This is a genomic window from Rhodococcus sp. C3V, from assembly GCF_029269915.1.
Lineage (GTDB): Bacteria > Actinomycetota > Actinomycetes > Mycobacteriales > Mycobacteriaceae > Rhodococcus_F > Rhodococcus_F qingshengii.
On record NZ_JARJBE010000002.1, the window covers coordinates 1 to 12,872 of the forward strand.

The 12,872-nt window shown below is 62.3% G+C and carries 10 protein-coding genes; 3 read left to right on the top strand and 7 right to left on the bottom strand.

Going from position 1 to position 12,872, the window contains the following annotated elements; translation table 11 throughout:
* Positions 1 to 562, bottom strand: a 562-nt coding sequence (locus tag P3G66_RS05000; protein WP_276116275.1) for an aminotransferase class III-fold pyridoxal phosphate-dependent enzyme, incomplete at its 3' end; no start/stop codon positions are given.
* 132 nt (positions 563 to 694) lie between these two features.
* On the opposite strand from P3G66_RS05000, the gene P3G66_RS05005 reads away from it, so the two are divergent.
* Positions 695 to 1,012: a DUF2322 family protein gene (locus tag P3G66_RS05005; protein ID WP_003942194.1), complete on the top strand. Its 318-nt coding sequence runs from the start codon at positions 695 to 697 to the stop codon at positions 1,010 to 1,012.
* On the opposite strand, the gene P3G66_RS05010 is transcribed toward P3G66_RS05005, so the two are convergent.
* Positions 983 to 1,612: a Pr6Pr family membrane protein gene (locus P3G66_RS05010; protein ID WP_003942129.1), complete on the bottom strand. Its 630-nt coding sequence runs from the start codon at positions 1,610 to 1,612 to the stop codon at positions 983 to 985. The two genes, P3G66_RS05005 and P3G66_RS05010, sit on opposite strands and share 30 nt — an antisense overlap.
* Before the next feature lie 101 nt (positions 1,613 to 1,713).
* Between P3G66_RS05010 and hrpA the strand changes: the two genes are divergently transcribed.
* Positions 1,714 to 5,619 carry an ATP-dependent RNA helicase HrpA gene (gene hrpA / locus P3G66_RS05015; RefSeq protein WP_276116276.1) on the top strand — a complete coding sequence of 1,302 codons (3,906 nt, stop codon included), beginning with the start codon at positions 1,714 to 1,716 and terminating at the stop codon, positions 5,617 to 5,619.
* Positions 5,620 to 5,905: 286 nt separating this feature from the next.
* Here hrpA and nrdR read toward each other — a convergent pair whose 3' ends face one another.
* Together nrdR and P3G66_RS05025 are read right to left on the bottom strand one after the other, a co-directional pair.
* Positions 5,906 to 6,403 carry a transcriptional regulator NrdR gene (gene nrdR, locus P3G66_RS05020; RefSeq protein ID WP_030535543.1) on the bottom strand — a complete coding sequence of 166 codons (498 nt, stop codon included), beginning with the start codon at positions 6,401 to 6,403 and terminating at the stop codon, positions 5,906 to 5,908.
* Between the two features lie 194 nt (positions 6,404 to 6,597).
* The gene (locus P3G66_RS05025; RefSeq protein ID WP_054782108.1) at positions 6,598 to 7,311 is read right to left on the bottom strand and encodes a LysM peptidoglycan-binding domain-containing protein; all 714 of its coding nucleotides are present in this window, start codon (positions 7,309 to 7,311) and stop codon (positions 6,598 to 6,600) included.
* Positions 7,312 to 7,592: 281 nt separating this feature from the next.
* Between P3G66_RS05025 and lexA the strand changes: the two genes are divergently transcribed.
* Positions 7,593 to 8,321, top strand: a complete 729-nt coding sequence (gene lexA / locus P3G66_RS05030; RefSeq protein WP_007735195.1) for a transcriptional repressor LexA — start codon at positions 7,593 to 7,595, stop codon at positions 8,319 to 8,321.
* 94 nt (positions 8,322 to 8,415) lie between these two features.
* On the opposite strand, the gene P3G66_RS05035 is transcribed toward lexA, so the two are convergent.
* The 3 genes from P3G66_RS05035 to P3G66_RS05045 all read right to left on the bottom strand — a co-directional run bounded on the left by P3G66_RS05035 (position 8,416) and on the right by P3G66_RS05045 (position 12,777).
* Positions 8,416 to 9,558, bottom strand: a complete 1,143-nt coding sequence (locus P3G66_RS05035) for an acyl-CoA dehydrogenase family protein (protein WP_276116403.1) — start codon at positions 9,556 to 9,558, stop codon at positions 8,416 to 8,418.
* A gap of 189 nt (positions 9,559 to 9,747) precedes the next feature.
* A complete protein-coding gene (locus P3G66_RS05040) occupies positions 9,748 to 11,028 on the bottom strand; it encodes a solute carrier family 23 protein (RefSeq protein WP_020907537.1) in 1,281 nt (426 codons plus the stop codon).
* 75 nt (positions 11,029 to 11,103) lie between these two features.
* Positions 11,104 to 12,777, bottom strand: a complete 1,674-nt coding sequence (locus P3G66_RS05045) for a putative PEP-binding protein (RefSeq protein ID WP_204855764.1) — start codon at positions 12,775 to 12,777, stop codon at positions 11,104 to 11,106.
* Positions 12,778 to 12,872: the final 95 nt, after the last annotated feature.

Genomic DNA, 12,872 nt, shown 5'->3' on the forward strand with positions numbered 1-12,872 from the left:
TCGCACCGATCTTCTCGATCAACTCGAGCAGGCTCTTCGCATCGTCCCAGCCGACGGTCGCCGCATCCGCCATCAGCTCGCCGTACCCCTCACGGTTCACCGGAATACCAGCGAGAGCCGTTCCGGCAACGTGCATTCCGTGATACGCCTTCTGGCGTCCGACGATGATCGTCTTCTCCGGCTGCCCCACCTCGTGCCAGTACCGGCGAGCCAGCTTCGCCGCAGTGTCCACCGAATCCGAACCACCCGAGGTGAAGAAGATCTTGCTCCCGGCAACCGGCGCGATGGCCGCCAACCGCTCCGCCAACACCTGCGTGGTCTCGGGAACAAAATCACCGAAGTTGGAGAAATGAGCGATCTTCGACAACTGAGCCGCCACCGCATCCGCGATCTCCGTGCGCCCGTGCCCGACATTGGTGAACCACAGGCCCGCCGTCGCATCCAGATACCGAGTGCCCTCGCGGTCCCAGATGTACGCGCCCTCACCGCGAGAGACGACAAACGCGCCGTTCTTCTCCACAGCGCCCATGTCCGCGAACCCGTGCCACAATGCCGAAGCCATCATTGTCCCCTTCGAATACAAACGATGCTGGTGTGCAAACGATGTGCTGCGACTATATCGACACCAGGAATCCGCGCACGACGGCGCTCGCCCGGCACCGGCTTTCACGGGCGCACCCGTAATCTGTCGACCATGACTTTCGCCGACAATCTTGCAGCACTGCCCGCCATCGATCATCTGGCCGCCATCGAGGTACTCGACGCCGACGGAAACGTCATCGACACCGTGGAGAACAAGCCCGGAAAGTCCGGCTCGGTCAAGGTGTACAACCATCTCGCTCAGGTCTACGGCGCGCTGACACCCGAAGCCGCCTCGGCAGGATTGACGATCTTCGCCGAGCACACGGAGGACGCCCGGGCGAACCCCGGTAAGCACCCGAACGTGGACCGCCTCGAGCAGGTGCTCGCCTCCGGCAATCCCCTAGGACTTCGCAGCGTTCCGTCCGCGTAACCCGGCTCCCAGCCGTCCGACGGCATTGACCGCCAACGCCATCAAGGCCATCGCGATGCCCAGTACGACGAATCCGATGAACAGGGCCAGATAGCCCTGGTGGCGAGGATCCATGAACGGATACGGATACCAGTCGACGATCGGCCCTCGAATCAACGTGTACACCGCGTAGATCACCGGAAACAGCAGCCACTGCAGTGAGCGGGCTTCGGAGATCCTGTGCCTCGAAGCGAAGAACACCCAGTCGAGAAGCATGACCAGGGGAAGAATCCGATGCAGTGCCGAGTTGATCCAGGCATCGTTCAAATTGACGTCGATATCGGCCAGGAGCACGGCGTAGATGATCCCGGTGATCACCATGTACAGCGTCACCGCCCCTCGGATCGACTGCCACGCCTGCGATTGTGGATCTCGAATTGCACCGACCAGCAACACGATCACCGCAAGAATGTTGCTCTCGATGGTGAAGTAGCTCAGATAGTTCGACAGAGACAGCTCAGCCGCGTCACGGATCGGGATCCACAGCAAAGCGGCAAGTCCGAACACAGCAAACAACAGTCTCAGGGCTCGCACGGCGATCGGCGTCGACAAGACAGGCACCGATGACTCATTTGCGGTATTTGTCGTCACTGGTCGATATTTGCACATCAGCACGATCTGCGAGCGGTAGTTGTGAACGCGTTCGATAGGCTGTCATCAGCATGTCTACAACACCACCGGCCCCGCTCTCCCCCAAGCGGAGTGACCTGAAGAGCGCGCTGGCGCAGATCTCACTCCGCGACGAGAGTCGACTCCGTCGCAAACTCGACCGTGCCCGCACACCAGACGCTTTGGTGGCGCTGGCCGAGGAAATCGAAACGGCGCGCACGCGGTTGGCCGCACGCTCCGCCAATGTTCCCGCAGTCTCGTATCCGGAAGCTCTGCCCGTCAGTCAGCGCAAGGACGACATCGCGACCGCGATCTCGGAGAATCAGGTTGTCATCGTCGCCGGCGAGACCGGCTCGGGTAAGACAACCCAGATCCCGAAGATCTGTCTCGAACTCGGACGTGGCGTCCGCGGTTTGATCGGACACACACAGCCGCGCCGGTTGGCAGCACGCACCGTTGCCGAACGTATCGCCGAAGAACTCGACACCGAACTCGGCGACGCCGTCGGATACACCGTGCGGTTCACCGACCAGGTCTCGGACCGCACCTACGTCAAGCTCATGACCGACGGCATTCTCCTCGCCGAAATTCAGCGCGACCGTATGCTCCGACGCTACGACACGCTGATCATCGACGAAGCGCACGAACGCAGTCTCAACATCGACTTCATCCTCGGTTACCTGGCTCAGCTGCTCCCCCGCCGACCCGATCTCAAGGTCATCATCACGTCGGCGACCATCGATCCCGAGCGCTTCGCCAAGCACTTCGCTGTCGACGGTAAGCCCGCGCCGATCGTCGAGGTATCCGGGCGAACATTCCCTGTCGAAATGCGTTACCGGCCACTGACCGTCGAATCCGGCGACATCACCTTCGACCGCGATCCCGTCGACGCGGTCTGCGAGGCGGTCGACGAGCTGAGCGCGGAGGGCGAAGGCGACATCTTGGTCTTCCTCTCCGGCGAACGCGAAATTCGCGACACCGCAGATGCTTTACGCGATCGGCGTCTTCGCAACACCGAAATCGTCCCGCTGTACGCGCGGCTGTCTGCTGCCGAGCAACACAAAGTGTTCTCGCCGCACACCGGCCGACGCGTCGTCCTTGCCACCAACGTGGCCGAGACCTCGCTGACCGTTCCCGGCATTCGGTACGTCGTCGATCCGGGAACCGCGCGCATTTCGCGATATTCGGTGCGCACCAAGGTTCAGCGGTTGCCGATCGAGCCCATTTCGCAGGCGTCAGCTCGTCAGCGTTCCGGGCGTTGCGGCCGCGTCGCCGAAGGAATCTGCATCCGCCTGTATTCCGAGGAGGACTTCGAGTCACGGCCGGCATTCACCGAACCGGAGATCCTGCGAACCAACCTCGCATCCGTGATCTTGCAGATGACGGCCCTCGGCCTGGGCGACATCGCGGCATTCCCCTTCGTCGAACCGCCGGACCAGCGCGCCGTGAAGGACGGAATTGGACTCCTCGAGGAACTCGGCGCCATCGCGCGAGGTTCCGAGGCCAGCCACCCCGAACTGACGCCGGTCGGCCGCGAGCTGGCCCAGATTCCGGTGGATCCGCGGCTGGCACGGATGCTGGTGGAAGCCAAGAACAACGGTTGCCTTCACGAAACCCTTGTCATCGTCGCGGCGTTGTCCATCCAGGACGTTCGCGAGCGGCCCGCCGAGTTCCAGCAAGCCGCCGACGAAAAGCACGCCCGCTTCAACGTCGAGAACTCCGACTTCCTGGCCTACCTGAAACTGTGGGACTACTTACGCGAACAACGTAACGATCTGTCCTCCAACCAGTTTCGCAAGATGTGCCGGAACGAGTTCCTGCACTGGCTCCGCATCCGCGAATGGCAGGATCTGCACGGGCAACTCCGGCAGATCACCCGCGGTCTCGGCTGGACAGTGGGAGAGACACCGGCAAGCGAGAACGCGATCCATCAGTCGCTCCTTGCCGGGTTGCTCTCGCATATCGGGCTACGCGAGGGCGAGAAGCGGGACTACCTCGGCGCCAGGGGCAGCCACTTCGCGATCTTCCCCGGATCGGGACTGTTCAAGAAGCCACCACGCTGGGTCATGGCCGCCGAACTCGTGGAAACGTCGAGGCTGTGGGCGCGCATGTCCGCGCGTATCGAACCCGAGTGGGCTGAAAAGCTCGCCCCGCACCTGGTGAAACGGACCTATTCCGAACCGCACTGGTCCTCCAAGCGCGGCTCGGCGATGGCATACGAGCGGGTCACTCTCTACGGAGTTCCTCTGGTAACCGGCCGCGCAGTGACGTACTCACGAATCGATCCCGAGGCCTCTCGCGATCTCTTCATCCGCCATGCGCTCGTGCAGGGCGAATGGCAGACGAACCACAAGTTCTTCCACGAAAACCGTGCACTCCTCGACAACGTCGAAGAACTCGAGAACCGCGCGCGCCGACGCGACATCCTCGTCGACGACGAAACTCTCTACGAGTTCTACGACGAACGTATCGGCCAGGAAGCCGTATCCGCCAAGCATTTCGACCAGTGGTGGAAGACCGAGCGGCGCAAGAATCCGAGTCTGCTGACTTTCACACCGGAAACGGTGGTCAACTCCGACGCAGCTGCAGTACTGGGCGGCGAGTACCCGGACGCCTGGCGCCAAGGCGACATGCAGTTTCCACTCACTTACCAATTCGAGCCGGGAAAGGACGACGACGGCGTCAGCGCGCACATCCCGGTCGGCCTGCTCGCGCAACTTCAGCCGGTCGGCTTCGACTGGTTGGTCCCCGGTATGCGCGTCGATCTCGTTACCGCTCTGATCAAGACGTTGCCCAAGAACATTCGACGCGCTGTCGTTCCGGCTCCGGATTATGCCGCCGCAGCATTGGCAGCAGTCAAACCTCGATCCGAGCCGTTGATGACCGCGATGGCCCGCGAACTCTCGCACTTGGGCGGGATCCAGATCGACGCCAAGGACTTCGATCCCGCCGCGCTGCCCGACCATCTTCGGATGACATTTGTCGTCGAGGACGAATCGGGCAAGGTTCTCGCGAAGGGTAAGGATCTGGCGCAGCTACGACGCACGCTCGCCCCGCGCGTGCAGAAGGAAGTGGCCAAGGCGGCAACCGGAACCGAACGGGCAGCGGCAACCGTCTGGACATCCGAAACGCTGGGCGCATTGGAACAGACCATCACTCGCTCCATCGGCGGACAGCAGGTGACCGGCTACCCAGCTCTGGTGCCGGAGAACGGCGGAGTTGCCGTTCGTGTCCTGAGTACGCCGGCCGCGCAGGCGCAGGCGATGAGGGAAGGTACGCGGGCGCTTCTCCTCGCGGCCGTTCCCACCCAACTCAAGGCAGTGACCGCCGGCTTGTCGAACACGCAGCGTCTGGCTCTCGGCCAGAATCCGGACGGCGGCTTGGAGGCCCTCGTCGAAGATTGCCGGGTGGCAGCTGCCAACGAAGTGATCGCGGCTCACGGTGGACCGGTACGCACGCCTGAAGCGTTCGATGCCCTGGTGAAGATCGCACGCTCCGAACTGGCCGGACGCGTTTCCGCGATCCTGCGCATGATTGTTCCGATCCTCGAACAAGCACACCAACTGAGCGTCGTGCTGGACCGCTCGCGCGGCGAGGCAGCCGACGACGTCCGAGAACAGTTGACCTCACTGCTGTTTCCGGGATTTGTCGCCGAACTGGGATCGGCCCGCCTACGCGATTTACCGCGGTATCTTGCCGCAGCAAAATTCCGTCTCGAAGCTCTGCCCGCAAGTGCACAACGAGATCAGCAGGCTATGGATGTCCTCGACCGGGTGTACGCAGCGTACGACCGGTTGTTGAGTTCGCTTCCCGAAGAGCGTCGCACTGCTCGAGATGTCGACGCGATCAGTTGGATGATCGAGGAACTGCGCGTGAGCCTGTTTGCGCAGTCCCTCGGTACACCCACACCGATTTCCGAAAAGCGAGTCCTGAAAGCTATCGAAGCGATCAAGCGTTGACGTTCGGCGAGAATTGCGCGATCAGTAGATTGTCTGAATGTTGACGTTGGTGAGGAAACCGCCAAAGGTGGCAACAGTGTTGGCGAACCCGAGGGTTACCAGGCTGTTCACGACTCCGAGAACTGCAACTAAGTTCATAACGCCTCCGTGAAGATCCGAGATGCGGACGAACGTACCTGGTAGACACTAAGCGAATAACGTGCCCGATTTGTTCGATTGTTCGCTTTGTGTTCTCAGCGTTACCTAAGACCGCTCTGTGCTCTCAGCGTTATCTGAGGCGAAGGCCTCAGTCGACGGAAACGGTCTCGGCGCCGGGAGCCTTCTCGGCGGCACGGGTCTCTGCATGCTCGCGCATGTCGGTGATCTCACGTTCGAAATCCGCAGCCGAGCTGAAGGACTTGTACACCGATGCGAATCGCAGGTAGGCGACTTCGTCGAGATTTCGAAGCGGATCGAGGATCGCGAGCCCTACCTCGTTACTGGGAATTTCGGCAGAACCCGAAGCTCGAACGGCATCTTCGACCTGTTGGGCGAGCAAATTCAGCGAATCGTTGTCCACTTGGCGGCCCTGGCATGCGCGACGCACACCTTTGACAACCTTTTCTCGGCTGAAAGGCTCCGTGACGCCGCTGCGCTTCACGACCGAGAGAACTGCCGTCTCGACCGTGGTGAATCGGCGGCCACACTCGGGGCACGAACGACGCCGCCTGATCGCCTGGCCCTCGTCGGCCTCGCGCGAATCGACCACTCGGGAATCAGGGTGCCGGCAGAACGGGCAATGCATCGGGGTTCCTTCGTTGTCGCCGAAATGGCCGCAACTCAGATTCGCTACCGACTGCAAATCCTCCGACGATTTACAGAGCAGATCCACGTACTCAACGCGACCACCCGAGGTGGTGGGACTGTCAAGTGGACAGCTTACTCGCTGTGAACGGACTGCTCTCACGCTCGGTACGCCCCCGCCCGGTACGGGGTAGGTCAGCGCCCCGAGGCCGGCACGATCAGCGTTTGTCCCACTGACAGTCCGGAACTCGACATCGCATTGAGATCCATGATCTGCTCGATCACCGAACCGACAGCCTGGCCAGGTGCAACCTTGGCAGCAATATCACTGAGGGATTCACCCGCGGCAACACGAACCACTTCGGTCGCGCCGTTTGTCGCAGCTACGTCACCACTCGACAAAGCGCCGATCCCCACCAACGCCAACACTGCGAATGCGGTGAATACGGCGCCCAGGAAAACCGTCTTCCAAGTGACATCCTCGGCGGCCACTTCATGTTCGACCCGTGACACACCGACCCTGTTTCGGTGCGCGAAACTTCCTCCGTACGGGCGTGACGAATCGTGCTCGCTGTCCCACCGGCGAGGAGATTCGCGCAATGAACGCGAACCTGAAACCGCGCCCACCGCCGGAACCCGGCGAACGACGGCCGCCTGCGGTTCGTTGTCGACATCCCTGGCCACGCCATGCATTTCGGCCGCTCCGCGCCGTTCGAAGGACACAGCGTCTGCATCGGGCCCATAGAACGAGGGGTGGTACTTCAGTGCCGACGTACCGTCGAAACCAAACGCGTCGAAACCAATCGCGTCGTCGAAAACCCTGTTGCTTTTCAGTGCTGCGTTACCCATCGTGACCTCCGCTGGTCGACACCGATCGATGTGTTCGATCATGCGTTCGATGGAACGCATGTTCGAATTTCTACCACGCCTGGCCGACAATGTCTCTACTTGGAGCGACACGAATCGAACAGATGTTTGAAACCGCGAGCAAATCCGGCTAGATTCGTGTCAGACCACACAGCGGGAATTGCGAAAGCCTCCGTGTTTGTCGACAGCTCGAATGTTGGCAGGAGGCACCGACAGGTTTCTGCGCGACTTGCACCAGGCACTTTGCAGGCAGTTTTCAGACACGACTTTTTCAGACACGACTTCTTCAGACACGACTTCTTCAGACACGGAGGCAACAGGCCATGAAGGACGATCGCTCCAGCACAGCCGCGGAGGCAGGAGCTTCTGCAGTTCCGTCTCCGTCGAGCGAGACGCTCACCGAGCGTCAGCGGCGCGTTCTCGAAGTGATCCGCGATTCGGTGACGGAGCGCGGGTATCCGCCGAGCATTCGCGAAATCGGGGATGCGGTGGGGCTTACCTCCACGTCGTCGGTCGCGCATCAACTGCGAACGTTGGAGCGCAAGGGCTTCCTTCGACGCGATCCCAATCGCCCTCGTGCAGTCGATGTTCGGGGTCTCGACGAGGTTGCGGCCGATACCGCCATCGCGTCGGTGTCGAAGCATTCCGGCGAGTACAACAGTGCCGACCCGCTGCCAGAGCCGGCGTTCGTCCCCATCCTGGGCCGCATCGCTGCCGGCGGACCGATCCTCGCCGAGGAAGCTGTGGAGGATGTGTTTCCACTCCCCCGCGAGCTCGTCGGCCAAGGTTCGCTCTTCATGCTCAAGGTTGTCGGTGAGTCGATGATCGATGCAGCGATCTGCGATGGCGACTGGGTTGTCGTCCGTCAGCAGAACGTCGCCGAGAACGGTGACATCGTGGCCGCAATGATCGACGGCGAAGCCACCGTGAAGACGTTCAAGCGTACGAAGAAGGAGGTGTGGTTGATGCCGCACAACGACCTCTTCGAGCCGATTCCCGGCAACAACGCCGTCATCTTGGGCAAGGTTGTCACGGTCATGCGGAAGATCTGAATTCGCTCGCATCCCACGACCTAAAGACTCTGGGCCCCGGCATCAGCCGGGGCCCAGAGTCTTTTACGTGACGATCAGCGGTGCATCACCCGAATCAGAGGTTCAGCGAGCGTCCGATGATCTCCTTCATGATCTCGGTTGTGCCACCGTAGATGGTCTGCACACGAGAGTCCATGTACGCCTTGGCAACCGGGTATTCCTTCATGTAGCCGTAGCCTCCGTGCAGCTGGAGGCAGCGGTCGATGAGCTTGACCTGAGCTTCGGTGGTCCACCACTTTGCCATCGCAGCTTCCTGCACGGTCAGCTTCTCGGCATTGAGCTGCTCGATGAACTTGTCCACCAGGATGCGCACTGCCGTGGTCTCCGTTGCCAATTCGGCCAGTACGAATCGGGTGTTCTGGAAGCTGCCGATCGACTTGCCGAATGCCCTGCGGTCACGGCAGTACTGGATCGTGCTCTCGAGAACCGATTCCATTGCGGCGGCAGCAACGACGGCGATCGAGAGTCGTTCCTGGGGAAGGTTCTTCATCAAGTAGAAGAAGCCCATTCCCTCTTCGCCCAGCAGGTTGGCAGCGGGAACGCGTACGTCGGTGAAGCTGAGTTCGGCGGTGTCCTGAGCCTTCATGCCGATCTTGTCGAGATTGCGTCCTCGCTCGAAGCCGGGCATGTCCCGCTCGACCACGAGGAGGCTGAAGCCCTGAGCACCCTTGTCCGGGTCGGTGCACGCGACAACGATGATGATGTCGGCGTTGATTCCGTTGGTGATGAAGGTCTTCGAACCGTTGAGTACCCAGTGGTCCCCGTCGCGAACTGCTTTCGTCTTGATGCCCTGCAGGTCGCTACCGGTACCCGGTTCGGTCATCGCGATCGCCGAGATCAGCTCACCCGATGCGAATCCGGGTAGCCAACGCTGCTTCTGCTCCTCGTTGGTCAACTCCAGGAGGTACGGCGCCACCACGTCGTTGTGCAGCGTGAAGCCGATACCACTGAAGCCACCCTTGGTGGTTTCCTCGGTGATGATCGCGTTGTAGCGGAAATCCTTGACACCGCCGCCGCCGAATTCCTCAGGTACCGCGGTTCCCAGGAATCCCTGCTTTCCGGCCTCGACCCAGACGTCACGATCGACGATGTTCTGCTCTTCCCACTTCTCGTGGTTCGGTGCCACGTGCTGTGCCAAGAACTTCTGGTACGACTCCCGGAAGAGTTCATGTTCCGGTTCGAACAGGGTGCGCTCCACGCCGACTCCTTGCAATTCGATATACGGCACTTCAGTGATGTACCCGGTGGGGACGATGTACCCGGTCGGGATGTTTTCGCTGAGACTGGGCACGCCGAAGTTCGCGGGCCCACGTCACTGCCTCCGACGGTAGAACCTGTTGCGATACCCGTCGATGACCCGAACGATCACGATTCGTGACTGTAGCGGTTATCTGTTACTCGAAGTACGGAATTTGGCTAGGTATCGCATGATCGGGTAGGCGACCAGGATGCCGATCGACCCCCAAGCGATGCCGCCCAGCTCGACCGAACCAATGGTCAGCGTCAGGTTCCCGATGCCGGCAACCAGTGCGGCAGCGGCGACGGTCAGGTTGACCGGATCGGTGAAGTCCACCTTCGCTTCCATCCAGATGCGCACACCGAGAATGCCGATGAGTCCGTAGAGAACCATCGTCGCACCGCCGATGACGCCGTTCGGAACCGTGAAGACCAGTGCACCGAATTTGGGCGAAAATGCCAGGATCACGGCGGTGGCGGCCGCTACCCAGTACGCCGCGGTCGAGTACACACGCGTCGCTGCCATGACCCCGATGTTCTCGGCATACGTGGTGGTTCCGGATCCGCCGCCGGCGCCCGCCAAGGTCGTGGCGAGACCGTCTGCAAACAGCGCATTGCCGGCCAGATCATCGAGGGACTTACCCGTCATGGCGGACACCGCCTTGACATGTCCGACGTTCTCGGCGACCAGAACGATCACCACGGGCAGCGCGAGCACGATCACCGACCAGTCGAACGACGGTCCGTGCAGACTCGGCAGCCCGAACCAGTCGGCTTCGCGCAGAGCGGACACTCGTTCACTGTCGAGACCACCGATGACCGCGGCGAAGACCCAGCCGATCACGACGCCGACCAGAATGCCCAACCGGCCGAGCAGCCCGGGACCGACGACCGTGACCAGCAGGATCGAAACGAGCGTGACCGTGGCGATCAGCGGCTGCGATTCGAAGGAGCCGACCGCCGTCGGAGCGAGGTTGAGACCGATCAGCGCGACGACGGCGCCTGTCACTACCGGCGGCATGACGGCGTCGATGACCCGGCTGCCGATCAGACGCACGGCGACGCCGATCAACATCAACACGATGCCGACGGCCATGACGGCACCGAGCTGCGCGGCCGGGCCCGATCCTGCCGACGCTGTCAGCGGGGCGATGAACGCGAAGGACGAACCGAGATAGCTCGGGATCCGGCCCCGGGTGATGAGCAGGAACAGCGCGGTGCCGATACCCGAGAACAACAGCGTCGTCGTGACGGGGAAGCCGGTGATGGTCGGAACCAGCAGTGTCGCTCCGAACATCGCGATGACGTGTTGCATCCCGATTCCGATGGTGCGCGGCCAACTCAGTCGTTCGTCCGGCGCCACGACGGCTCCGTCGGCGATCCGCTTGCCGTCTCCGTGGACAGTCCAGCCGATTCCGCCGGCCCCGGTCATTGTTTCTCGTTCGATCACAGGTCGAAATACTAGAGGTCAGGCGCTCGGTCTCCGACCGAGACCAACGAAACCAGTTCAGCTGATTGCGTCGGCCGCCGCTTTGCGCGCTGCCACCGGATCACCGGTTGCCAGCACCGCCGCCGCAGCCGCCTCACATTGCGCCATGGTGACTGACCCGACCTTCGCTCCCACACCCGCGACCGACGCCGCAGCGCACGACAGCGAGGAAACTCCGAGTCCGGCCAGAACACACGCCAACAGTGGATCGGCGGCCGCCTCACCGCAGACGCCGACGCGCTTGCCTGCCGCCTGACCGGCCTGGGCCGTACGTGCGACAAGGGCGAGCACCGCGGGCTGCCACGGATCGGTCAGGTCGGCGAGTTCGGAGGACATCCGATCAGCGGCCATCGTGTACTGAGCGAGGTCGTTGGTACCGATCGAGAGGAATTCGACGTGTTCGAGAATCTGGTCGGCCAACAGCGCCGCCGCCGGGATCTCCACCATCACACCGGGAACAAGATCGCGTGCCCGCACCGCATCGGCAAAACGTTTCGCCTCGGCCGGGGTGGCGATCATCGGCGCCATGACCCACGGCGACGAGTTCGTCGACGCCGCTGCTGCGGCGATCGCGTCGAGCTGGCGGTCGAGAATCCCCATGTCCTGCCAGGCGATTCGGACCCCACGAACGCCGAGGGCCGGATTAGCTTCCTCTTGGTGGTTGGCGAATTTGAGCGGCTTGTCCGAACCCGCGTCCAACGTGCGAATGATGACCTTCTTGCCTGCGAAGGCCTCGAGAACTTCGGCGTAGATCGCCGCCTGCTCGTCTACGGTCGGTTCGGTCTCACGGCCGAGGAAGCAGAGTTCGGTCCGGAAGAGCCCGATGCCTCCCGCTGCGGTCAACGCCGCGGCGCGAGCGCCCGCGCCGTCTTGAACATTGGCGAGAACGTCTACCGGCCGACCGTCCGACGTCCGGCCTGGTCCGGTCCACGTGCTGACGCGTTCGCGATCGATCCGGGATTGTTCGACCAGTTCGCGTGCCTGTTCGGGATCCGGCTCCGCGATCACGTCGCCGGTGGTTCCGTCGATCAGAATCGGTGTTCCGGCCGCGATGGATTCCAATTCCTTCGCAGCCACGATGCACGGGATGCCCAACTGCCTCGCGATGATTGCCGTGTGGCTGGTCGGGCCGCCGAAGATGGTCACGAGTCCGATGATCTTGGTTGCATCGAGGCCCGCGGTGTCCGCAGGAGCCAGATCGTCCGCGCACAGCACCGACGGCGTCTCGGGCATCGGAACTCCGGGTTCGGGCAATCCGGAGAGTTCGGCGATCACGCGGTCGCGGATGTCCTCGAGATCGGTGACGCGCTCGGCCATCACACCGCCGACCTTGGTGAACAGCACCACGAACTGCTCCGTCGCCGCGATCGCAGCCTGCACTGGGGGCACTCCGCCGGCGATCGACTTCTTTGCCGCCCCGATCCAGCCGCGATCGGCTGCCATCGCCGCGTTGGCCTGCAAGACCTCGGCGGCCGCGCCTGTGGCTTCGGCAGCCCGTCCGAGAAGGCGGTTCTCGACAGCCTTCGCTGCTGCGACGAAGGCGTCTGCAGCGGCCTCTCGATCGGCCTCGTCGAGGGCCGGTGCTTCGGTGACGAGTTCTGGTCGGCTGGACGGCCAGATAGCCGGGCCGTAGGCAACTCCGGGCACCACGGGGGTGCCGTGCACGGTGATTCGGTTGAGCTGTTCGGTCATCTGTCCTCCTTGAGCGATGGGCCCGGTGTCACACCGGATCACCTCGAGCGCGTAAAGCCCTCACCTTCGTTGTGACGAAGATTACTCCCAAGTCT

Bases quoted from the DNA above. Each gene is read 5' to 3' on its own strand.
- P3G66_RS05005 (WP_003942194.1), top strand. From the start codon at position 695: ATGACTTTCGCCGACAATCTTGCAGCACTGCCCGCCATCGATCATCTG.
- hrpA (WP_276116276.1), top strand. From the start codon at position 1,714: ATGTCTACAACACCACCGGCCCCGCTCTCCCCCAAGCGGAGTGACCTG.
- nrdR (WP_030535543.1), bottom strand. From the start codon at position 6,403: ATGCATTGCCCGTTCTGCCGGCACCCTGATTCCCGAGTGGTCGATTCG.
- P3G66_RS05025 (WP_054782108.1), bottom strand. From the start codon at position 7,311: ATGCGTTCCATCGAACGCATGATCGAACACATCGATCGGTGTCGACCA.
- lexA (WP_007735195.1), top strand. From the start codon at position 7,593: ATGAAGGACGATCGCTCCAGCACAGCCGCGGAGGCAGGAGCTTCTGCA.
- P3G66_RS05040 (WP_020907537.1), bottom strand. From the start codon at position 11,028: ATGACCGGGGCCGGCGGAATCGGCTGGACTGTCCACGGAGACGGCAAG.
- P3G66_RS05045 (WP_204855764.1), bottom strand. From the start codon at position 12,777: ATGACCGAACAGCTCAACCGAATCACCGTGCACGGCACCCCCGTGGTG.